The 22,143-nt window shown below is 70.1% G+C and carries 17 protein-coding genes, 1 tRNA gene and 1 pseudogene; 11 read left to right on the forward strand and 8 right to left on the reverse strand.

Translation table 11 applies throughout. From position 1 onward, the window contains the following. Positions 1-1,025: hypothetical protein (locus JM949_RS18785; protein ID WP_238433446.1), on the forward strand; the 1,025-nt coding region annotated here is incomplete at its 5' end. A gap of 66 nt (positions 1,026-1,091) precedes the next feature. Here the strand turns inward: JM949_RS18785 and JM949_RS18790 are convergent. Together JM949_RS18790 and JM949_RS18795 are read right to left on the reverse strand one after the other, a co-directional pair. After that, positions 1,092-2,174, reverse strand: a complete 1,083-nt coding sequence (locus JM949_RS18790; protein ID WP_203149742.1) for an NAD-dependent epimerase/dehydratase family protein — start codon at positions 2,172-2,174, stop codon at positions 1,092-1,094. Positions 2,175-2,335: 161 nt separating this feature from the next. Continuing rightward, on the reverse strand, positions 2,336-2,638 hold the full coding sequence (locus JM949_RS18795; RefSeq protein ID WP_203149728.1) for a hypothetical protein: 303 nt from the start codon (positions 2,636-2,638) through the stop codon (positions 2,336-2,338). Between the two features lie 210 nt (positions 2,639-2,848). On the opposite strand from JM949_RS18795, the gene JM949_RS18800 reads away from it, so the two are divergent. Then, a tRNA-Lys gene (locus JM949_RS18800) sits at positions 2,849-2,920 on the forward strand. Between the two features lie 135 nt (positions 2,921-3,055). Here JM949_RS18800 and JM949_RS18805 read toward each other — a convergent pair. Continuing rightward, positions 3,056-3,559, reverse strand: a complete 504-nt coding sequence (locus JM949_RS18805) for an SMI1/KNR4 family protein (RefSeq protein WP_238433447.1) — start codon at positions 3,557-3,559, stop codon at positions 3,056-3,058. 217 nt (positions 3,560-3,776) lie between these two features. On the opposite strand from JM949_RS18805, the gene JM949_RS18810 reads away from it, so the two are divergent. Further along, entirely contained in the window at positions 3,777-4,559 is a 783-nt protein-coding gene (locus tag JM949_RS18810) for a VOC family protein (protein ID WP_203149730.1), read from the forward strand. Between the two features lie 78 nt (positions 4,560-4,637). After that, on the forward strand, positions 4,638-5,156 hold the full coding sequence (locus JM949_RS18815) for a DinB family protein (RefSeq protein ID WP_203149731.1): 519 nt from the start codon (positions 4,638-4,640) through the stop codon (positions 5,154-5,156). 88 nt (positions 5,157-5,244) lie between these two features. Here the strand turns inward: JM949_RS18815 and JM949_RS18820 are convergent, their stop codons facing one another. Continuing rightward, a complete protein-coding gene (locus JM949_RS18820; protein WP_203149732.1) occupies positions 5,245-5,403 on the reverse strand; it encodes a hypothetical protein in 159 nt (52 codons plus the stop codon). Between the two features lie 761 nt (positions 5,404-6,164). On the opposite strand from JM949_RS18820, the gene JM949_RS18825 reads away from it, so the two are divergent. The 4 genes from JM949_RS18825 (at position 6,165) to JM949_RS18840 (ending at position 13,934) form a co-directional block, all read left to right on the forward strand. Then, positions 6,165-9,020, forward strand: coding sequence for a hypothetical protein (locus tag JM949_RS18825; protein WP_203149733.1), 2,856 nt, complete (start codon positions 6,165-6,167; stop codon positions 9,018-9,020). Between the two features lie 235 nt (positions 9,021-9,255). Further along, a complete protein-coding gene (locus JM949_RS18830) occupies positions 9,256-10,026 on the forward strand; it encodes an IclR family transcriptional regulator (protein ID WP_203149734.1) in 771 nt (256 codons plus the stop codon). 450 nt (positions 10,027-10,476) lie between these two features. After that, positions 10,477-11,907 (forward strand): ABC transporter substrate-binding protein, encoded by a 1,431-nt coding sequence (locus JM949_RS18835; RefSeq protein WP_203149735.1) that lies wholly within the window; start codon positions 10,477-10,479, stop codon positions 11,905-11,907. Then, positions 11,904-13,934: an ABC transporter permease gene (locus tag JM949_RS18840; RefSeq protein WP_203149736.1), complete on the forward strand. Its 2,031-nt coding sequence runs from the start codon at positions 11,904-11,906 to the stop codon at positions 13,932-13,934. The genes JM949_RS18835 and JM949_RS18840 overlap by 4 nt, the downstream gene beginning before the upstream one ends. A gap of 142 nt (positions 13,935-14,076) precedes the next feature. On the opposite strand, the gene JM949_RS18845 is transcribed toward JM949_RS18840, so the two are convergent. After that, positions 14,077-14,970 (reverse strand): helix-turn-helix domain-containing GNAT family N-acetyltransferase, encoded by an 894-nt coding sequence (locus tag JM949_RS18845; protein ID WP_203149737.1) that lies wholly within the window; start codon positions 14,968-14,970, stop codon positions 14,077-14,079. A gap of 14 nt (positions 14,971-14,984) precedes the next feature. Further along, on the reverse strand, positions 14,985-16,157 hold the full coding sequence (locus tag JM949_RS18850; protein WP_203149738.1) for a low temperature requirement protein A: 1,173 nt from the start codon (positions 16,155-16,157) through the stop codon (positions 14,985-14,987). Between the two features lie 295 nt (positions 16,158-16,452). Between JM949_RS18850 and JM949_RS18855 the strand changes: the two genes are divergently transcribed. Continuing rightward, positions 16,453-16,797, forward strand: a complete 345-nt coding sequence (locus JM949_RS18855) for a hypothetical protein (protein ID WP_238433448.1) — start codon at positions 16,453-16,455, stop codon at positions 16,795-16,797. An 11-nt stretch (positions 16,798-16,808) separates the two neighbouring features. Here JM949_RS18855 and JM949_RS18860 read toward each other — a convergent pair. After that, positions 16,809-19,203 (reverse strand): annotated as a pseudogene (locus tag JM949_RS18860) (glycoside hydrolase family 65 protein). A 148-nt stretch (positions 19,204-19,351) separates the two neighbouring features. Between JM949_RS18860 and JM949_RS18865 the strand changes: the two are divergent. Beyond that, positions 19,352-19,981, forward strand: coding sequence for a phosphatase PAP2 family protein (locus tag JM949_RS18865; protein ID WP_203149739.1), 630 nt, complete (start codon positions 19,352-19,354; stop codon positions 19,979-19,981). A 199-nt stretch (positions 19,982-20,180) separates the two neighbouring features. Here JM949_RS18865 and JM949_RS18870 read toward each other — a convergent pair whose 3' ends face one another. After that, positions 20,181-20,858: a prepilin peptidase gene (locus JM949_RS18870; RefSeq protein WP_203149743.1), complete on the reverse strand. Its 678-nt coding sequence runs from the start codon at positions 20,856-20,858 to the stop codon at positions 20,181-20,183. Positions 20,859-21,452: 594 nt separating this feature from the next. Here JM949_RS18870 and JM949_RS18875 point away from each other — a divergent pair. Then, positions 21,453-22,019, forward strand: a complete 567-nt coding sequence (locus JM949_RS18875) for a hypothetical protein (RefSeq protein WP_203149740.1) — start codon at positions 21,453-21,455, stop codon at positions 22,017-22,019. Positions 22,020-22,143 lie beyond the last annotated feature (124 nt).

Raw genomic sequence — 22,143 nt, forward strand, 5'->3', positions numbered from 1 at the left:
GGGCCAGCGCGAGCCCGAAGCCGGCCAGCAAGGTGCTCGCGGCCGGCAACCCGAACGGCCACGCCAGCGTGCCGGCCGAGGCGCGGGCGGCGGACACCTCGAAGCCGACCCGGACCATCGGCACCGGCACCCCGGCGAGCTGCACCTCCGCGGCGGTGGTGAAGGCCGTCGCGGCCGGCGGCGTCATCACGTTCAACTGTGGACCGGCCCCGGTGACGATCAAGATGGCCGCCACCGCGAAGGTCCGCAACGCCAACGGGCCGAAGGTGGTGCTGGACGGCGGCGGCCGGGTCACCCTCAGCGGCCAGGGTCAGCGCCGCATCCTCTACATGAACACCTGCGACGAGGCCCAGGGCTTCACCACCTCGCACTGCCAGAACCAGGACCATCCGCAGCTCACCGTGCAGAACCTGACCTTCGCCGACGGCAACTCCACAGGCGACAAGGTCGAGGGCGGCGGCGGTGGGGCGATCTTCGTACGCGGCGGGCGGCTGAAGGTGGTCAACTCGCGCTTCGTCCGCAACCGCTGCGACCGCACCGGCCCCGACCTGGGCGGCGCGGCCATCCGGGTGCTGAGCCAGTACGAGAACAAGCCGGTGTACGTGCTGAGCAGCACCTTCGGCGGCGCGTCCGGCCAGGGCGGTTCCTGCTCGAACGGGGGCGCGCTGAGCAGCATCGGTGTCTCCTGGGTGGTGCTGAACAGCGTGCTCAGCCACAACGAGGCGATCGGCAACGGCGCCAACCCGGCCAAAGCCGGCACGCCCGGCGGCGGCAGTGGCGGCGCGATCTACTGCGACGGCAACGAGTTCACCGTACGGATCGCCGGCACGATCATCGAGAACAACAGAGCCAACGAGGGCGGCGGCGCGGTCTTCTTCGTGAGCAACAACCGCACCGGCACCATGAAGATCGAAAACTCGACCCTGCGCCGCAACCCCAGCGGCAAGTTCGAGACCCAGGGCTTTCCCGGCATCTTCTTCCTGGGTGCCCGCAACCCCACAGTCACCGGCTCCAAGCTGTCCTGAGGCCCCTGTTCTTTGATCAAGAGGTCTCGGGGTGCCTTTCCGACCGAAGCCTCTTGATCACCGGGGTCAGTAGGGGTTTCCCTCGCCTGGGCGGCGGGCCTTCAGGAGGCCGGCGGGACGGCCGGGCAGGTTCGGTGCACCAGACAGGGGTGGGCTTGCGGTGTGGTCACCGTCGGCCATTCCGGCGAAGAGCTCCTGGAGCGCGGTCAGCGCAGTGATCTTCGACTGCCAGCCCAGCTCGGTCTCGGCCCGCTCGCTGGACATCAACGGGGCGTTCAGCGCCAGCTCCACCCAGCCCGCGTCGACCGGCTGCAACCGCGCCCGCCAACTCAGCGCCGCCGCCGCGCGCAGCACCGGCGCGGCGACCGGCACGGTCCAACCATGGAAGTGCCGGGCCACCAGCTCCGGGGTGAGCACCGGGTCCGCGGCGACATTGAAGGCGCCGCGCGCATCACCCAACACCGCCCGGGCGTACGCGTCAGCCAGGTCATCGGCGTGCACCGCCTGCATCCGCAACCGGCGGTTCGTCGGCACCAGCGGAATCCGACCGAAGCGCAGCAGCCGCACCGGCGCCAGCGGGCCGAGGAAATAGCGGGTGATCTCCGCGCCGGCCGGCCGCTGGAAGGTCAACCCGGGTCGCATCCGCACCACCCGCAGCGTCGGGTGCTCCCGCTCCACCCCGTCCAGCAGCGCCTCCACCTCCGCCTTGTGCGCGCTGTACGACGAACCGGGCACCCCGGTGGCCGGCCACCGCTCGCTGATCGGGTGATCCTTCGGGCCGGGCGCGTAGGCGCCGACCGACGAGGCGTACACCAGTGCCGGCACGCCGGCCCGCAGCACCGCGTCGATCACCGCGCGACTGCCGTCGACGTTGGTCCGACGCAGCACCCGCTGGTCGTGGCTGGGCTGAATCTGCCAGGCCAGGTGCACCACCGCGTCGGCACCCGCGAACACCTCGGCGAGCTGCTCCGCCGCACCCGGCGCGCCGATGTCGCGGGAGTGCCACTCCACCTGGTCGTACGGCTCGCCGGCAGCCGGGCCGGGCAGCCGTCGCACGACCCCGGCCACCTGCGCACTCCGCTCCCGACGCAGGCGGCGCAGCAGCGCCGTACCGACGTTGCCGCTGGCCCCCACCACCACGATCCGCATGCCGGACCCGTACCCGCCCAGCCGCAGCTCAACCACCCACCAGCCCGCGCCATGCGGGTCGCGGGTCGCGGCGCGCGGCGCGCGGCTTGATCGACTCGGCTTCCTGTAAGTCGGGGCATCCGAGCGGGCGGGACAGCCCGACTTCCTGAAACCCGAGTCGATCAAGGGCGAGGGGAATCCCGTACCCAGCCGTGCTTCTCCTTCCCCCGCCGGCCGGTGGTGGCGGCCAGGCAGCGCGGGCAGATCCAGCCCACCGCGTCCGCCTCGGTGAGCACGTCAGTACCCGAGAAGTCGAAGCGGACGTGCGGGAAGCGACGCAGTCGGGTCCGGCTCAGTGCCAGGCCGCAGACCGTCTGGTTCTGGCCGGGCAGCCAGGCGTGCACCTCCCCGCCCGGTTGCCGTACGCCATCGCGCCCGACCTCCTCCCCGGAGGCCGCCACCGCCGGCGAGCTGCTCGATCTCATGCCAGTCCTGATTCCCCACCGGCCCACACCCATGCGCCGCCGCGCCACGTCGTCTGATTCACTCCAGCTCGCCGGCCCGGCACTCGGGGCCTGCCGGGTCGCCACCAGGCGATGATCAAGTGGCGGTGGTGGCCCGAACAGTCGCAGCCATCGACGGCCGGCCGGAAGCCGAGAGCCGTCGGCGCTCACCGTCGGGTAACCTGAGCGCGCGGGCCGCTAGCTCAATGGCAGAGCTGTGGACTTTTAATCCATAGGTTCAGGGTTCGAGTCCCTGGCGGCCCACTCCTGCACAGGTCAGCGGCCCTTTGCGGGGCCGCTGACGCCGTCATTCCGGCAGGTACGGCAGTGAACCACAGCGGCGCGCCAGCATCACTGGTCGAGCGCTTGGCTGGGACGTCCGCCCACCCCGCGCCCTGGCTATCGACATAGCGAACCGATGATCTCGTCGAAGCCAGGAAACTCTTCCCGCGCCGCGGAGATGACCTCTCCCGCCGACCTACGATGCGACGGTGCCCAGCGCTGTGCGATCTCCGTCAGGCGGGCATCGACGCGGGGCTCATGCTCGTGGTCGGGATATTCCGTCGCCTCCCAGGGCCCGAAGCCGTCAGCGAGAAGCCACAGGTAGGCCCACACGTTCTGAGCCACGACTCCCGTCTCGCCCTCCGAGCCGAGGAAGACCACGGGTTGCCGCTCAACTGGTTCACCGGGGCGCACCAGCCAGAAGGCGGCGAGGCCGCCGGTGCCGTCCTGCCCGAAGACGCGGAACTCGGACCCGTCAAGCTCCCCGTTTCCCGTCCAGGACCGCCACCACTCGGCGGTCTCACTGGCGTCAAGGAATTCGGGGTACGGCTCGAAGTCGACGCCTGCCCCGTCTCGGTAGTCGAAGCCAATCTCATGAGCTTCGGACAGCGGGGTCGGCATGGTACGACCGTCGTCTCGCATGGCGGCACCCTAGCGAGGAGGACCGACACATCCGGCTCGGCACGGACGCCGCTCGGGTGGTGGGTGGTCCACCGGTCCAGCGTCTTGCCCAGCCGCTCGGGTGCGGCACGGGTGGCCGTCGGGGGCGCCACCGCGGCTCGACCGGGCGGCCGTAATGCGCGTTCGCTCCGGCACCCCGCCCGGGTAGGGTGCTGCCATGACGGCCAGCGCCACCCAGGTTCAGATCAATTTGTTCTGCGCCGACGTGACCGCGTGCCTCACCTTCTACCTGCGCCTTGGACTTACCGAAGCGTTTCGGGCACCGGCTACGGGCCCCATCGAGCATGTCGAGGTCGAGGCTGCCGGCATCCGGATAGGCCTGACTTCGGCGCAGGTCGCCAACGCGCTCGTGGGCCTTGGTGTGGACCCTCAGGTCAGTCCGTCCACCGAACTTGTGCTGTGGTGCGAGGACACCGACGCGTGCTACGACCGAGCTATGGCGGCGGGCGCGACGAGTGTCGTGGCCCCGATGGACTCGCCGGACGGACGGCTCCACTACGCGTGGGTCCGCGATCCCGACGGCCACCAGGTCAAGTTCGTCCAGGCGTTGCTGGACAGAGCTGCTGGAGGCCGTCCCGACGAGTCCGCTGCTGTCGACCCCCTGTGTATGTCGCTGCTCGAGTTGGCCCGGCTGCTCGCTGGTCGGGGATATACCGAGAAGGTTGCCAGTGCGTACGTCGAGGTGGTGACCTTCGCACCGGCTGACGAGATCGTGGCGATGCTGAAGGTGATGCTGGAGGAGGACTGGATAGGTCTTCCGGTCTGGGCGCGAAACCTCGCGTTCCGGCTGGCCTGCCTCCAACGACCGGAGGATGTCGAGTTGTTGCGGGTCGCGGCCAACGACCTACACGCTTTCGGTCCGGACTGGGATGACATAGCGGCGGAACTTCACAGTCGAGCGGACCGGTTGGCGGCCGGGCAGCAAGAGCGCCTCCCCTGACTCTGCTGCTCCCGTGCGGTGGCCCTGGAGCCCCTCCGGACGATCTTCCCGCCCCCGGGTTCGGTCTAGAGTCGGCGCGTGGGTGAATCGATGATCAGCGAACGGGACCGGTTGCAGTACTTCCTCGATCAGCAGCGGGCCGCCGTGTTGGCGATCATCGAGGGCTTGGACGAGTCCCAGCTGCGCAGGCCTGTGTTTCCGTCGGGCTGGACGCCCATCGGGCTGGTGCTCCACCTGGCCGGCGCGGAAGCCGCCTGGTTCCAACGTGTCGCCCTCGGCACCGAACCGCAGGTGACCTGGGACGACGGCATCGACGACCCGCCGTACGACCCGGCGGCTCCGTTCACTACCGAGCACTCGAGCGCTGCGGTGATCGACCATTATCGGCGTCAGTGCATTATCTCGAACCAGGTCCTGCACTCGGTCGAGCTGGACGCGGCCCTGCTCGGCGAGCACGGGCTCGACTGGCCGGACGAGCCGATCACCGACCTCCGCTGGGTGGCCCTGCACATGATCGAGGAGACCGCACGCCACGCCGGCCACCTCGATGCCGCTCGAGAACTTCTCGACGGTGTCACCGGCCGCGGCCCTCGCTGAACTCCGCCGATCGCTGCGGTTATGACCAGAGGATCGAGCTGCCCCCTTGCGCCGGAATCCGGGGCGGAAGGAATACCGGCGGGTGGTGTCATTCACCCTCGGTGGGTGACTTCCGTTCAGTCATCGTATGCAGAAGCGTGGCGATGCCGAGAGCGCCGAAGAATCCGTCCTGGACCGAGGTGGCGATACCGAGAGCAGCTCCGGCAACCGCGCTCACCATCAAGATCGACAAAGTGCGCCGGTTCAACGATTCCCTCCTTCGTGACGTGCCAGGGAAGCGTGGCGGGCGACGCGGGAGGGCCTGGCCACTTATCAGCGGTTGAGCGGAGGCCGACGTGCCTGGTCACCGCCGCATCGAGGGTTCGCAGCCGTCAAAATTAGCCGTAACGCCCTACCATGTGGCGGTGCTTGTCGAGCGCCGCTGCCAGGTCTGCCGAACTCCACTCCCACAGCCCAGCAGGAGGGACAGGAAATACTGTTCCGACAGCTGCCGGCAGCGTCGGTATTACCGAAATCGTCGATCCGCCGGGGCGGATGGCGACATCGGGAGAACGCAGCTATACAGCCTGACCTACATGTTGGCCCATCGGCTGCGAGAGCCGATCTCGCCCGCAGATCTCGCACTGGCGATCAGGCGGGAGTTCAGAGTTCCCTTTCAGATCGGATGGTTGCCCAAGTTGTGCGCCCGACTGGGGTGTGGGAGACCGGTGGATCCGAACGCGCGTAGCGATCGGGCCTTCTGTTCGGATGTCTGCCGGCAACGTGCATACCGCCGCGCGCGCCGAGGCGCACCCCGAAACTGATTCGCCATCAACACCAAAGCGGCAATGCGTCCACAACGGACGCTCTGAACAGCCGCCGGAGGTCATGGATTTACCACGCTGAATGCGTCGATGAGGCGTCCGGTGCCGACGGCGTCGTCGCGGCCCCCTGCGCATGGTTCCGCGTCGCTACGATGACGCCCGCCGCGCCGATCGGGGCGCCGCCACGGGGGAGGAACACGTCCATATGAAACGCCTCAGAGCGGCCATCCCGTTGACGGTCGTCGCGGTAACAGCCGCCGTGCTGACCACCATCTCGCCGGCCTCGGCCGCCAGCTCGTCCGAGGTTCCGCTGACGAGCTGGGCCTATCTCGACTCGCAGAATCCGCGCGGGAAGGTCGTCGACGCCGCGGTGGCGCCGCCGGTCGGCACGTCCCGTGACGACGCCGGCAAGACGCACACCTACCGCTCCTATTTCACGTACGACCTGACCAAGCTGAGGGGTACGGTCGTCCACAGCTCGTACCTGTCGACGACCGAGAAGACGGTCGCCGACTGCTCCGCCCCGGCGACCATCGAGGTGTGGCGGACCGGCCCGGTCAAGGACACCACGACCTGGCTGCGCCCGCCGGCCGAGTTGGAGAAGCTGCTGACCGCCAAGCGCGGCGCCGGCGCCTACTGCCCGGGCTACCTGGGCCTCGACATGGCGGCCACGCTCAACGCGGCGGTGGGCCGGCGCGACAAGAGCATCACCGTGGAGTTCCGGGTGACCGCCGAGCAGGAAGCCGACGCGCGGACCGGTCGTACCTTCGAGAAGCCGGCGCTCAGCGCGACGGCGAACCATCCGCCCACTGTCACGAACCTCCACCTGGCGTTTCCGGACCGGCCGTGCGGCACGCTGGCCAAGCCGTCACCGGCGGCGCGGAACGTGGTGTTCGCGGCCACCGCCACTGATGCGGACGAGGACGCCTACCTGACAGTGCTGTACGCGATCTGGCCGGTGGGCCAGCCCGATCAGCGTCGTGAGTTCCGTGACTACGGCGGCACCGACCTGAGCCAGTACGCCCACGGCACGGTCCTCGCCTGGCAGGCGCGGGCCACCGACGACTACGACTCGGGCCCGTGGAGCAAGACCTGCTACCTGGTGATGGACCGGAACGCTCCGGCGAATCCGCCGCAGGTCTCGTCGCGAACCTACCCCGAGGGCGACACCCCGGGCGGCGGCACCGGCATCGAGGGAACGTTCCGCCTGGACGGGGCCGGCGACCGTGACGTTGTCGAGTTCGCCTGGCGTGACGCCATGGGGTATTCGGGACGAATTCCGGCCAAGCGGCCGGGTGGCAAGGCGATCCTGAAGTACACCCCGAAGCAGCGGTTCACCAACGAGCTGTATGTAAGCTCGATCAACGCGGCGGGTAACCGCGGGCCCGAGAAGACCTACGAGTTCCGGGTCGCCGAGACGGCACCGAACGCCTATGTCACAGTGAACGGCGTCGGCCTGCCGAGCACGATCACGTTCGCCGCGTCGAAGCCCGAGACCACCGGGTTCGGGTACCAGGTCAAGGCCGGCGCGGAGGTCCGCGTCCCGGCGGTCGACGGCAAGGCGACCGCTCCTGTCACGTTCACCGCCGCCGGTCAGGTCGAGGTGGCCGTCCGCAGCTACGCCAAGAACAAGCTCATCGGGCAGAGCACCCTGCAGGTCTGGGTCACCGACGCCCCCGGCGTCGAGTCGGCGGAGTTCAACCTGGACACCGACCAGGTCGCCGGCACCACCGGCTCCTTCCGGTTCACCCCGCACAGCAACGATGTCGTCGGCTACGAGTACAACCTCGACGACGAGTGGAAGACCATTCCGGCGGCGGACGACGACACCGCCGTCCTTACCTGGACGGCGACGCCGGGCTGGCATTCGATGACGGTACGGTCGGTGCGGGCGGACGGTTCCACCTCGATGGAGTCGAGCTATCAGTTCAACATCATCGACCCGCGTCCGACCGCCTACGCCCACGAGCTGAGCAGCTGGCCGCGCCGGGACGGGGTCGGCGTGCCGCTGGGCATCGAGTTGGAGAGCCGGCTGCCGAACCTGACCGGGTTCGTCTACCGGTTCGACGGCGGCGACGAGCAGACAGTGTCCAGCGAGGGCAACACGTACGCTCTCATCACTGTCACCCCGACGCACGCCGGCGAGAACACGGTGGTCGTGCAGGCGCTGCTGCCGGACGGTAAGCGGTCGTCCGCCACCACCTACACGTTCGGTATCTGGTCGGGTCCCGTGGTGACGCACACGCCCGAGGGCAGCGGCACCGTCGGCCGGCCGGCGACGTTCACCTTCCACCCGGGGCTGCCGGATGTCGTCTCCTACCGCTACTCGTTCTACGGCGCCGATGAGGAGACGATCGCGGCCGGTCCCGACGGCACCGCGACTGTCACGTACACGCCGGGTTCGTGGGGTTACCAGGAGGTGCGGGTCACCAGCGTCGGTGCGGACGGCACCGAATCGGACCTGCGGATGGCACCCTTCGACGTCCGGGACAACAGGGTCGACGTGTACAGCACCTACGACTGGTCGCGCGCGGGGATCGGCTGGACCGGGTACTTCTACTTCTACACCCAGCTGTTCGGCGAGGTGACCGAGTATCACTACCGCGTCAACGACGGCCCGGAGCAGGTCCTCCCGGCCAGCACCGACGGCACGTCGACGCTGGTCGCGGTGCCGTTCGACCGCAACGGCACGAACACGCTGCACGTCCAGAGCCTGACCGCGAGTGGCGAGCTGTCGCCCGTGACGGACTACGACTTCACCGTCGGCACTTCGCCCTACGTCGTGAGCGCGCAGTATCCGAACGGCACCTGGTCCGGCGGGGGCGGCGTGCCCGGCACCTTCGAGTTCAGCGGCGGCACCGCGGGAATCGTCTCCTTCTCCTGGCAGATCGACGACGGCCCGTCGACGGACGTGCCGGCTGACAGCAGCGGGCGGGCGTCGATCACCTACACGCCGGCGCAGGACTACGAGACGCACACCCTGTCGGTGACCGGCCACAGGGCGGACGGTACGGACACCGATACCAGCCGCTACTCGATCTACGTGGCCAGCGGCGACTGACAACCTCGACAGAGGCCGCGGCTCACCCCCTGGTGTCAGTTCTCCAGACTCCAGGGGGTGAGCCGTGTCCACACCCGGTTCGGGCGGTCGCCGACCGGCGCCTGAACTCCGTCGAGGCCGCTCCGATCGACGAAGGATCCGGAACCTGGCGTCGGGGCTGACGCGGTTATCCTCTTCAGGTGCTGGTCCGTGGAGATCGTTGACCCGGGCCTGGCACTGCGAAGGGACTATCGACATGCCCCGTGTGGTACCAGCGGTCAACCGCGCACTCGACGTCCTCGAACTGTTCCTGGACCACCCCCAGCTGTCGGCCCGCCAGGTGATGGAGCGGCTCGACCTGCCCCGCACCACAGTTCACGAACTGCTCGTCACGCTTGAGGCCCGCTCGTACCTGATCTCCGTTCCGGGCCAGCCGGTGCAGTACCGGCTCGGCATGCCGCTGTTCCAACTCGGCGCCGCGTTCGCCGGTCGGCTTGACCTGGTCCGCGAGGCGCAGTGCGTCGCGCGGGAGATGGCCGCCGCCTGCAACGAGGCGGTACACGTGGCAGTGCTCGACGGCGCCGATGTGATCTACCTGGTCAAGTTCGACAGCACGCACCCCGTCCGGATGGTCTCCGCGGTCGGGCGGCGGCTGCCGGCGCACTGCACGGCGGTCGGCAAGATCCTGCTGTCAAGCCTCGACCCGCCGAGCCTGGACGCCGTGCTGGCGAACGGCGCGCTGCCGGGCATGACGCCGGACAGCATCACCGACCCGGCCCGGCTGCGGGCACATCTCGAACGGGTCCGGGCGGAGCGCGTCGCTGTCGACATCGGTGAGTCTGACAGTGCCATGCGCTGCGTCGCCGCGGCGATCCGTGATCACTCCGGTGCCACCATCGCCGCGATGAGCCTCTCCGCGCCGATCATCCGCTGGACCCCGCAGGCGCACGTGGAGTGGGCCGAGCTGGTCCGCGAGGGCGCGGCAGCCCTCTCCGCCCGGATGGGCTACCGGGCGCAATCCCGATAGCCGACCTCCCGTTTTCGGCTCGAAACCACATCGAAACATTGACATCCTTCGCATAGCTGCTCTAGCGTCGCGACCACTTGATGCGGTATCTCGAACTCAGTTCGAAATCTCGAACGGTGGTGGTCCCGTGGCCCGACCGAACCGGAACACCAGCGCCGCCCCCTCGGCCCGGTCGCCGATCGCCTCCTGCTGTCGCGCCACCCGACGAGCCGCATGTCGATGCGGCCCGGTAAGGGCGCGACCGCGACACACGTGATGGATCTGTAGGGAACACGCGGCATTCGAACCGGGTGCCGGACATCGCCAGGACGACGTGTGCGAGCGGACCTCCGAGGGCGAAGCGCGGCGAGGGCGGGCCCGGCAGCACCGTGGCATCGCCACCAACTCAAACGACGATCACCGACGCCCTCGGGCGTGCAGCGGTGCGGGGAAAGAGGGAGGCGAGTGTCCATGAACGAAAATCCGGTGTGGTCCCGACGCGGTTTCCTGGGACTGGGCGTGGGGGTGCTCGGCGCGGCCGGACTGGCCGCGTGCGGGAGCGACTCCGATTCACCGAGCAAGGTGCAGCCCGAGGTGCCGCAGGAGTTGATCGACGCCGCGGCGGCGTCGAAGGGCTCGACAATGGGAATGCTGTCGCAGAAGTTGTACTCCACGGCGGCGAACGACGCCCTCGACGGCTCGATCAGGAAGTTCGCCGACAGCACCGGCACGAAGATCGAGAACAGCCTGGTGCAGGCCGACGCCGGCGACGTCGTCGCCAAGATCCACGCCGAGGTCGAGGGCGGGGTGGCCCGGGACCTGGCGTTCATGACCGACTCGCGGTTCGTCGCGCAGTTCCAGGCACTGGGTGACCTGGAGGACGTGACGGACGTCGTCACGGCGCTGACTGCCAAGTACGGCGAGCCCTGCGCCGAGGCCAAGAACTACTGCGTCTTCGACGGCAAGTGGTTCGCGATCCCGTACCACTTCATCGGCATCGGGTCGTTCCTGCGCAAGGACTGGATGCAGGACAAGGGCATCACCCCCAAGGACGGCTACACCTGGGAGGAGTTGCGGGATCTCTGCCTGGCGATCTCCGACCCGGGCAAGCGCCGGTTCGGCTGGGGCATGACGGTGAACCGGTCCGGTGACGGCAACGGCATGATCGAGGCGCTGATCAACTCCTACGGTGGAGCGATCGCCTCCAACGACGGCCGGAAGGTCACGTTCAACTCCCCCGAGACGGTGCAGGCGGTGACCTTCCTGGGCGACATCTACACCAACCCGAAGTACAAGCCGATGCTGCCGCCCGGGGTGGCCAGCTGGACCGACACCAGCAACAACGAGAACTGGCTCGCCGGGGTCGTCGGCTACACCCGCAACCAGTTCAGCGTCTACGCGGACTCCAGGACCAAGAAGAACCCGGTCTACCCGAACACCCACGTGTTCTCCGACTGCACCGGCCCGGCGACCGACAAGCCCCTGCTGCTCGGCCAGTCCCAGGGCTTCGTCATCTTCAAGGGCGCCAAGAACCCCGCGCTCGCCAAGCTCCTGGCGCAGTACCTGGTCAGCGCGCCCGCGCTGCTCGGGGTGGCGAAGGAGGCGCCCGGCCTGGTGATGCCCGCCTGGGAGAAGGTCTGGGACGCCGATCCGTTCTTCACCGGCGGCGACCCGGCGTTCCCCATGCTGCGCAAGATCACCCAGATGCAGCTGCCACTGAGCACGACGAACGGCCTCGCCTTCCCGCAGAAGGCCAGCGCGGGGCAGCAGGCAGTCGGCGCCGCCTATGTGCTCACCGACATGATGCAGCAGGTCGTGCAGGGCACGGCGCCCGCGCAGGCGGTGACCGCCGCGCACGCCAAGATGGTGCAGATCTTCAACCAGCAGGGGCTGCCGCAGTGAGGACGGTCCGTCCGGTACGGGCCCCGGCGTCGGGCACCAGCCCGGCGCCCGGGCCCGGCTCGCTCACCGCCGTCCAGCGGCGGCTGGGTCGGGACTGGCGACTGGCGACACTGTTCCTGGCACCCATGGCCCTGCTGGTCGGCGGTCTCGTGCTGGTGCCGATCGCCCGGTCGATCATCACCAGCACCACGGAACGCCACGGGCAGGAGACCGTCTTCGTCGGTCTCGGCAACTACCTCTCCCTCGTCGGCGACGAGCAGTTCCACACCGGCGTGGTGAACTCGTTCGTCTTCACCGCGTACGCCGAGATCTTCAAGGTCGTGCTGGGGCTGGCCGCGGCCCTGCTGCTGCACCATCGGCGGCGTGGCCGGGCGGTGCTGGCCGGGCTGCTGCTGTTGCCGTGGGTGGTGCCGACGGTGGTGACCGCCTTCAGTTGGCGCTCGCTGCTCGACCCGATCTTCGGCAGCGTCAACACGCTGCTCACCGCCTCCGGGATCGGGCCGTTGCTGGCCAGCGCCCACCTGGTCGACAGCTGGCCGGCGGGCTGGCTGTCGGACCCGTCGCTGGCCATGCCGTCGGTGATCCTCGTCAACGTCTGGAAGGGAGTGCCGTTCTTCACCGTGTGCTTCCTCGCCGGGTTGAAGGCCATCCCGGCGGACCTGTACGAGGCGGCGACCATCGACGGCGCCTCGTCCTGGCAGCGGTTCGTCAACGTGACACTGCCCGGACTGCGTCACGTGATCACCGTGACGGTGACCCTGTCGTCGATCTGGACGTTCAACAACTTCGACCTGGTCTGGTTGCTGACCCAGGGCGGGCCGGGCGACGTGACCGCCCCGTACGTGCTCATCGCGTACTCGAAGGCGATCCTGCAGTTGCAGTACGGCGCGGGGGCGGCGGTCACGCTCGTCATGCTGCCGGTCATCGGCGGGCTGGTGTTCGTCCTGGTCCGGCTGCTGCGTCGGGACGCCGACAGCCCACTTCGCCGGCGACGCCGGGTGGCGCGACCGGCCCGGCGGTGGGCCGCGCCGGCGCGCAGGGCGCTGCCGTGGGCCATCGCCGCGGCGGTCACCGCTCTGCTGGCCTGGGCATCGCCACAGATCTTCTGGAAGGCGGCGGTGATCCTCGGGGTGATCCTGCTGATCGCGGCGATGGTCGGTCGAGTGGTCTCGGCCCTCACGTCGCGGGGCAGTCGCCGGTCGTCGTCGATGGTGTCCGGCCTGGGGTCCGGTGTCGCGCTGGCCGGGCTGCTCCTCTTCGTGCTGGGCCCGCTGTACTGGATCGCCGTCACGGCCTTCAAGTCCGAGGGCCAGGTGGTCATGCGCGAGCACGACCTGTGGCCGACACCGTGGACCCTGGAGCAGTTCACCGCACTCTTCGACAACCAGCCGTTCGGCCGCTGGTACCTCAACACCCTGCTGGTGTCGGCGGCGTCCACCGCGGTGGCCCTGGTCTGCGCCGCCCTGGCGGGCTACGCGCTGGCCCGGCTGCGCTTCCGGGGGGCCCAGGGCTTCACCGTCACGGTGCTGCTCACCTACGTGATGCCGGGCGCGCTGCTGTTCATCCCGCTGTACCAGATGCTCATCGGCGCGCGGCTCACCGACTCGTTGTGGTCGCTGGTGGTGACGTACCCGACCTTCACGCTGCCGTTCGCCACCTGGCTGCTGGTGGGGTACTTCTCGTCGATTCCCATCGAGTTGGAGGAGGCGGCGCTGGTCGACGGCTGCACCCGCGTCCAGGCGTTCGGCCGGGTGGTGCTTCCGCTCGCCAAACCGGGCCTGCTGGCGGTCGCGCTCTTCACCCTGACCAACGCCTGGAACGAGTTCCTCTTCGCCTTCGTGTTCATCACCAAGGACGAGTACAAGACGCTCCCGGTGGGGATGCAGTCGATGATTGCCGGGGACGTCGTCCCGCAGGGACAGCTCGCCGCGGCGTCGCTGCTGGTCAGCATCCCCGTGGTGATCATGTATGCCTTCGGGCAGCGCTTCCTGACCGAAGGGCTCACCGCTGGCGCGGTGAAGGGCTGACGCCCGATCTCGTCGATCAGCTTTCAGTGGTGCAGCCAGGAGCACGCCCGACCCGGTTCGTGGCCTGAGCTGTGGTGGCCGCTGGCGCCGGTTCGAGCAGTAGCCGACCGGCGCCAGCGTCGACCGGACCGCTCGCTCGGCACTAGGCCAACCGCTTCTCGAACCAGTGATGGGCGTAGTGCTCGGTGTTGTACGCCTCGATCTCCCGGTAACCCGTCGCCCGGTACAGGGCGATCGCCTCGGTGAGGTTGCGGTTGGTGTCCAGCCGGACGGCGGTCGCGCCACGCTCGGCGGCGTACCGTTCCAGCTCACCCAGTAGCCGCCGCCCGACACCGAGGCCGCGTACGGTGTCCGCCACCCACACCCGTTTGATCTCGGCGGGCTCGCCCAGGTGGAGCTTGACCCCGCCGCAGCCGATCGGCTCGCTGTCGAGGGTGGCGAGCAGGAGCACGCCGTTGGGCGGGACGAGCGCCTCGTCGTGGAGCGGCTTGCTCAGTGCCGGGTCGAACCCACCGTCGAGTCGTCGGGCGATGTCCCGGACGTAGGCCCGCAGGCACGTCCGGGCCCGTGGGTCGCTCGGCGGGCAGGGCTCGATGACGACCATCGACCCGATGAGGAGCCGTTCGACCTCGGCCATGGCGGTGACGAGTCGTTCCCGGCGGTGTTCGGTGAGTGGTTCGAGGATCGAGGCCGCCAGGTCGTCCGACCGTTGGTCGAGGTCGACCCACTGGGCCCGACCGGCGTCGGTGAGGGTGGCGGTGCGTACCCGGCCGTCGCCGCCGGACTGGTCGGCCGGCCCGACGGTGACCAGGCCGTCGTTCTCGAGTGTGCGCAGGAGCCGGCTGAGGTATCCGGAGTCCAGGCCGAGCCGGGTCCGTAGGGCGGCGACCTCGGCGCCGGCGGGGCCGATCTCCCAGAGCAGGCGGGCCTGCCCCAGGGGACGCCCCTGGGCCATGTACTCGTCGTCCAGGGCACCCACCCGCTGGGTGACCGTTCGGTTGAACCGCCGCACGGCGGCGATGAGGGCCGGGTCCATCTGCCTGACTTTAGTCAGGCTTCTCGGCTACGCGCCAGGTTTCCGGTGGTAGGAGCCGACGCCCGCGTTGTCCAGGACGACCACCACGAGCACCACCGCGGTGCGACCGCACTGACCGCCAGCAGTGGCAGCCGCAGCACTCCCGCCGCGACGGCGAGCACGAACAGGGCCGCGACCCGGGGCCAGGAGAGTCGCCTGTGGATCGCCGCCGAGAAGAGGATCCGCCCGACGAGGAAGAGCGTCGGACCGCTCAGGATGACGACGACGGCGGTCGTGTCACCGGTCCGCAGGGGGTGGGCGATGCTCAGCTCGGCGCCCACAGCGGTGACGACCAACCCGGCGACCATCAACAGATGCAGATATCCGGTGACGACACCGAGCCGGGACGGGTCGGCGTGCTCGATAACCGGGTCGAGGCGCTGGCCGGCGGGCGTGACATAGAGCAGACCGATCAACACGGCGGCGGCGAAGACCAGGAGGAACGCGACGGTCGAGGAGAGGTTGAGGTCGGTGCGGGCGTACGAGAGACCGGCGACCAGGACGAGTTCACCGAGCGCGATGATCATGATCTGCTGGTACCGCTCGGCGAAGTGCTCACCGGCCAGGTGCAGCTCCTGCTGGCTGGTCCGGCCCATCAGTGGCGTCGGCCAGCCGAGCCGCGGGCCGATGAGGTCGATGGCGAGGGCGAGCAGCCAGAGCGGCACCCGCCACTCCGGCAGCAACCCACCGACCAGCCACGGTACGGCGGAGACGCTGAACCAGCAGAGGATCCGCACCGTCCGGGTCTGCCGTGGATGGCCACGCAGCGCGAAGGTGGTGACCACCCCCCGGGCGATGTGCACCGAGACGTACGCGCCGGCGAAGAGCAGGCCGCGCCCGTCCAACGCCTGTGGGATCGCCACCCCGGCCAGCAGGCTGCCCAGCGCCGCGCTGACCAGCAGCCACCGCACCGCGCGGCTCTCCGGGTCGTACCAGTCGGCGAACCAGGTGGTGGGCACCCAGATCCACCAGACACCTGTCAACAGCAGGGCGGTCCGCAGCGCGCCGACCAGGGTGAGGTCGTGCAACAGGTGCCCGGCCAACTGGCTGAGCGCGAGCACGAACGCCAGGTCGAAGAAGAGCTCCAGGAACGAGGCGCTCAGCGGCGTGTCGCTGCCGCGCAGCAGCCGGTCGGCTCGGCTCGCCATCGGCGCTCCCCCCGGTGGCATCCACGCCCCGCGTCCGTCGTACCACCCACGGTTGGCCACCGGAGGCAAAAGCGCTCGGTTCGAGCGACCGGCGGACCCCTCGTGTCGTTGATCCGGCTGCGCCCATGGTCACCGCCGACCACGGTGGGGGCACCGACTCAACGAGGAGGACGCCGATGACCGCTCAGCGGGAGACCGTGCAGGTCGACCACGACCTGTTTCGCGCCGTGTACGACTCGCCCGCGGCGCTGCCCGGTCGACACCGCTGGACCACCCCCGAGTCGACGTCCGGCGGTTGGAGAAGCTGCTCGGCATACCGGCGCGCAGCATCGGCGCGCCGCTCTGGGTCAGCGGCGACGAGCCCGACTGCCCGAAGTGCGGCCGACGGGTCACCTGGTACGACATCGTCTCGTCGGCGCTCTCCGGCCTGCACGACAAAGCCATGATCGCCACGGTCATCCTCGGCGAGCGCAAGTACGTCAACACCGAGATCCCGGCAGCCATCGCCGGCGTGCGCTGCTCCGACTGTCACACCGCGATCGACGGCCTGCGCAGCTTCAAGTGCCACAACTGGGCGTACGCCTTCGAGGCGCTGGAGGCGGTCCGCGAGCGGATGGCCGGCGGTCCGGTGCCGGCCTGAACGGCGACGGCTCAGTCGGTTGAGCGGCGGGTGGGACGACGGCCGGGCGGGCACTCTGGTTCCGGCCCCGGGTCCGGCACCGGCGGCATCGGCCGGGTGACCGGCTCGACGCCGGTGACCCGCAGCGACTCGCCGTGGTGCCACAGCTCGACCTCGGCGTCGGGTGCCGCATCGGGCAGCTCGTAGCAGGCCTGCGCCGGGGTCAACGTGACCCGCAGGCGGTGGCCACGCCACCGCAGGCTGAACGCCAGCCGGTCGATCCGGCGCGGCAGCCGGGGGTCGAAGGAGAGCACCCCACGGTCGTCGCGCAGCCCGCCGAAGCCCTGCACCAGCGCCAACCACGCGCCGGCCAGCGAGGCCAGGTGCAGCCCGTCGGCGGTCTTGTCACCCAGGTCCGCCAAATCCTGGAGCACCGACTCGGCGAACAGGTCGTACGCCAGATCCAGGTGCCCGACCTCGGCGGCCAGGACGGCCTGCGGGGCGGCCGACAGCGACGAGTCGCGGACCGTGCGGGCCTGGTAGTAGGCCAGGTTGCGGGCCTTCTCGGCGGCGCTGAACTCACCGGGGCAGAGCTGCATGGCCAGCACCAGGTCGGCCTGCTTGACCACCTGCCTGCGGTACAGCTCCAGGTACGGAAAGTGCAGCAGCAGCGGGTAGTCCTCGTCAGCGGTGTTCGCGAAGTCCCACTCTGGTTGCTCGGTGAACCCGGCGGCCTGCTGGTGCCCCCCGCTCACTGTCGTAGGGGATGGCCATCGCGTCGGCGGCGTTCCGCCAGCGGGTCAGCTCGTCGCGGTCCACACCGAGCCGGCCGGCCAGGTCGGGGTGGCGCTCGACGGCGTCCGCCGCGCCCCGCAGGTTGCGCCTGGCCATCAGGTTCGTGAAGACGTTGTCGTCGACCAACGCGGCGTACTCGTCCGGGCCGGTCACCCCGTGCAGGTGGAAGCTGCCCTCGTTGGACCAGTGGCCGAAGCCGTGCCAGAGCCGGGCGGTCTGCACCAGCAGCTCCAGCCCCGCCTCGGCGAGGAACCGTTCGTCGTCGGTGGCCGCCAGGTAGCGCAGCACCGCGTCGGCGATGTCGGCGTTGACGTGCAGCGCGGCGGTGCCGGCCGGCCAGTAGCCGGAGCACTCCCGGCCGCCGATGGTGCGCCACGGAAAGGTCGCCCCGGTCAGCCGCAGCTCGGCGGCCCGCTCCCGCGCCTCGGGCAGGTGGGCGTGCCGCCAGCTCAGCGCCGAACGGGCCACCGCCGGGGCCAGGTAGGTGAGCACCGGCAGGACGTAGCTCTCGGTGTCCCAGAGCACGTGCCCGTCGTAGCCGTTGCCGGTCAAACCCTTGGCCGCAACGGTCCGGTGGGAGTCCGGGCGGCCGGCCTGGATCAGGTGGAACATCGCGAACCGGACCGCCTGCTGAAGCTCCGGATCGCCGTCGAGTTGCACGTCGGCGACCTGCCAGGCCGCGTCCAGGGCGGCCCGCTGGTCGGTGAGCAGCGCGTCGAAGCCGTCCGCGCGGGCGGCATCCGCCTCGGCGGCGACGAGGGCGGCCAACTCGTCGGCAGGCGTGTCGTCGACCGCCGCCCACTCGTAGGCGGCGAACTTCGTCAGCCGCAGCCGCTCCCCCGGGTGCAGCCGACCCGCCACGGTCAGCCGTACCCGGTCCGGGCTGCGGTCACCGGTGGTGGTCATCGTGTCCGGCCCGTCCACCAGGTGACTGACCGCGACCGCGACACGCTGGCCGCTGCGCTCGGTGCGGTGCACCAACATCCCGTCGAGGCCGGCCGCCCGGTACGCCTCGGCGGTCAGCGGATCGGTGGGCACCGAGGCGGCGCGGGGGTCGTCCGAGCGCTCCGGCACCTTCTCGTTGGCCAGCAGATCCGAGCACACCCGCAGCTCGACGGCGACGTCCAGCGGCTCCACCTCGTACCGGACGGCGGCCACCGGGCGACGCGGCAGGGACACCAGCCGGGTGCTGCGGATGCGTACGCCCCGACCGGCCGGCGAGATCCACTCGGTCTCCCGGCGGAGCACCCCGGCGCGCAGGTCGAGCACCCGTTCGTGGTGGCGCAGCGTGCCGGTCCGGATGTCCAGTGGCTCGTCGTCGACCCAGAGCCGGATCAGCGCGGCGTTCGGGGCGCTGATGACGGTGTCGCTGACCTGGGGAAACCCGTACCCCTCCTCGGGGTAGCTCAGCTCGCGCCGCTCGTGGAAGCCGTTGACGTAACTGCCCGGCATCCCGCACGGCGCGCCCTCGTCGAGGACCCCGCGCCAGCCGACCCACCCGTTGGCCAATGCGAAGATCGACTCAGTCTCGCCGAGCCGATCCAGGTCGGCCGCCGTACGCCGGATCCGCCAGGTCTCGTCGTCCAGCCCAGCGGCGGCGAACGGTCGATCGGTGGCCGAACCTGTCTGCACGAAGCCTCCTGTGGATGCCGACGTCCCGGACCAGCCAAGCAGAGCCGGCTGTGCGAATCCTGGGCGAGGGTTGTGGCACGGTTCCTGTTGCCCGATTCCCCGGGTGTCCGGGAGGTGAACCGGGTATGAACGAGAAGTGAGGTGATGCATGGTCGACAACGGCAGCACGGACGTTCCGGAGATCAGCGCCGAGTGGTACCGCGACGTCGTCGACGCCGCCGCCAGCAGCCCAGAGCCGGTGCGGTGGTTCGTCGGGCACGCCACCGAGGGGGTGATCCTGCTGCTCGGCGCGCTGCTGCTGCTGGCCGCGCTGAGCCGCCGGTCCGGCGGCCCGCACGACCGGGCCCTCGCCCTGGTCGCGCCGCTGCCGGCGCTGCTGGCGTACGCGGGCAGCGAGTGGTTCAAGACCGTGGTGGACGAGGAGCGCCCCTGCCGGGCGATCGGCCGGGCGATCATCGCGGACGCCTGTCCACCCCCGGGCGACTGGTCGTTCCCCAGCAACCACGCCACCATCGCCGGCGCGCTGGCGGTCACCACGCTGCTGATCTCCCGCCGACTCGGCCTGGTCGCCCTGCCGCTGGCCGCGCTCGCCGCCTTCTCCCGGGTCTTCGTGGGGGTGCACTACCCGCACGACGTGATCGCGGGTGTGCTCTTCGGTGCCCTGGTGGCCGTGGTGGCAACCCCGTTGCTGGCCCGCCCGACCACCGAGCTGCTCCGCCGACGCGCTGGCCGCGCCGACGGCCCGGCCCCCAAACTGGCCAGCCGCTCCGGCCCCTGACCCGGCCCTCACCGAGGCGCACCCGCACCGAACAGGCGCTGGTGCGCGCTTTCGACGGGCGTCACGTCACCGGCAAGGTCTGCTCGATCCTGGTTGTAGTGGCATCCGAGACCGACCGATACCACTAGATCCTGGATCGAGCACGATCTTGAGGACGGCCGGGCGCGGGCAGCGGCCGGGCGCGGACAGCGGGCAGCGGTCAGGTGGTCAGCAGGAGAGCGCCGATGGTGCCGATGAGCAGGAACGGGCCGAGCGGCAGGTGCGTGCTCCAGGTGGCCCGGCGGGTGGCCAGCAGGCCCAGGCTGACCAGGGCGGACAGCCCGAAGGTGAGCAGCAGCCCGAGGAGCAGCACCGGCCAGCCGTACCAGCCGAGCAGCGCACCAACGCCGAGCGCCAGTTTGGCGTCACCCAACCCGAAGCCGCGGCGGCCGAGCAGCAGCGCGGTGCTGGCGAAGAAGAGCGCCAGTCCCGCGCCGGCGAGGACGGCCCGCAGCCAGTGCCCCGGCTCGGCGTCGAGCGCGGCGACGCCGAGCAGGAGCCAGGTCCCCGCCGTCGCCGGCAGGGTGAGCCGATCCGGCAACCGGTGCACGGCCAGGTCGACGAGGACCGCCGGGATCGTCCAGCCCAGCCACCAGGCCAGCGCCGGCAGCGTCCCGTCCGACGGACCGACCAGCAGCAGCAGCACCACCGCCGCGAGCACGGCCACCTCGACGGTGCCCGGCGGTGGGCCGACCCGGGCGCGGCACCGACCGCACCGGGCCGTCGGACCCAGCGCGGGCCAGGGTCGGGCCAGGCTGACCGGCGCGCCGCAGGCATCGCAGCCGCTCCGGTCGGGCACACCCGGGGGTACGGCGTAGCGCAGCACGGCCATCCGCATCAGCGGGCTGACCGCGAGGACCGCGAACCCGCGCGCGGCGCGAGCGCGAGCCACCAACACGGATCGTGACTGAACGATCGCTTTGGTGTGGCGGATGGCGCGGAAAGAGACCTGCCCACAGCGTGACCGACGGACCGGATCGGCCGGATCCGGACTGGACAGGGTCGCTCGTCGACCGACCGGCGACGGCGCTCGGATGCCGGGATCAGGCCACGATGTCCCACTCCCGGGGTCGACCACGAGGCCGACCGGAGCCGACCCGACCGACCGACGGCCGACGATTGGCGACTTTTTGCACGACCACCACCCGGCACGCGAAGCGGACACCCACCACCACCACCTGTCATCACACAGAGTGTTCGAATGAATTGCCTCTGTCGCATCGGCGAACGTCAGCCTATGCTCGCCCCTTGGGTGTGACGCAAGCCTCACCATCACCACCGGACGACACAGGAACCGGAATTTGTAAAAGATCCGTAACGGTGAATGCAGAAGCGCAATCAACGGCTCCGGATGTGCTGATCCGGGCGCGCTTCCGCATGCCCGACAGCGGTGCACCGGCACCGCTTCGGGCGACCACGAGGAGGCTCGACGGTGCGCGGACGGCAGCTCAGACGAGCGGCAATCTGCCTGGTGGCGGCCGTGGCGGCAATGCCGATCACCGGATGCGCCAGCGGACGGGAGGCGGTCGAACGGCCGACGGCAGCCCGGGACAACGAACCACCAACCGATCCCGACGTCGAACGGCAAGCTGCCGAAAAGGCGGCACTCGGCGCGTACTCCGGTTATCTCGCGGCCTCGCGCGCGGCGGCCGTACGCAGTGATCCGCGCGCACCGGAACTGTCCCGGTTTCTCGCTGATCCACTTCTCACTCGGGTTCAGGTGTCCATTCGCGACGCTAAGGAGCACGGCGCCATGCGTACCGGGACGTTGCAGTCCGACCCGACCGTGACCGCCGTCAGCCTGGACACGAAGCCGGCGACCGTGGAGATCCAGGACTGCCTGGACACGACCCGCTACCGGCTGGTCTACGCCAAGGACAAGCGCCCGGTCCCGGGCAGCGGCGGCGGCAGACACCTCTCCACCGCCACCGCTACCCGATATCCCGACGGCCGCTGGCTGATCAACGCCGGCACCACGCACCGGGACCAGCCGTGCTGACCCGGCGCGGCGCGGGCGCTCCGGCGCGGACCCGAACGGCGCTCGCCGGGGTCGGCGTCACGCTCCTGCTGGTGCTCGGCGCGACCCTGCCGGCCGCCGCCAACCGGCGCGCCGACCCGGGCGC

Origin of the sequence: Micromonospora tarensis, from assembly GCF_016803395.1 — a bacterium.
Lineage (GTDB): Bacteria > Actinomycetota > Actinomycetes > Mycobacteriales > Micromonosporaceae > Micromonospora > Micromonospora tarensis.

Coding starts and splice junctions, on each gene's coding strand:
- JM949_RS18790 (WP_203149742.1), bottom strand. CDS start 2,174: ATGCGGATCGTGGTGGTGGGGGCCAGCGGCAACGTCGGTACGGCGCTG.
- JM949_RS18795 (WP_203149728.1), bottom strand. CDS start 2,638: ATGAGATCGAGCAGCTCGCCGGCGGTGGCGGCCTCCGGGGAGGAGGTC.
- JM949_RS18805 (WP_238433447.1), bottom strand. CDS start 3,559: ATGCCGACCCCGCTGTCCGAAGCTCATGAGATTGGCTTCGACTACCGA.
- JM949_RS18810 (WP_203149730.1), top strand. CDS start 3,777: ATGACGGCCAGCGCCACCCAGGTTCAGATCAATTTGTTCTGCGCCGAC.
- JM949_RS18825 (WP_203149733.1), top strand. CDS start 6,165: ATGAAACGCCTCAGAGCGGCCATCCCGTTGACGGTCGTCGCGGTAACA.
- JM949_RS18830 (WP_203149734.1), top strand. CDS start 9,256: ATGCCCCGTGTGGTACCAGCGGTCAACCGCGCACTCGACGTCCTCGAA.
- JM949_RS18835 (WP_203149735.1), top strand. CDS start 10,477: ATGAACGAAAATCCGGTGTGGTCCCGACGCGGTTTCCTGGGACTGGGC.
- JM949_RS18845 (WP_203149737.1), bottom strand. CDS start 14,970: ATGGACCCGGCCCTCATCGCCGCCGTGCGGCGGTTCAACCGAACGGTC.
- JM949_RS18850 (WP_203149738.1), bottom strand. CDS start 16,157: ATGGCGAGCCGAGCCGACCGGCTGCTGCGCGGCAGCGACACGCCGCTG.
- JM949_RS18865 (WP_203149739.1), top strand. CDS start 19,352: ATGGTCGACAACGGCAGCACGGACGTTCCGGAGATCAGCGCCGAGTGG.
- JM949_RS18870 (WP_203149743.1), bottom strand. CDS start 20,858: ATGCGGATGGCCGTGCTGCGCTACGCCGTACCCCCGGGTGTGCCCGAC.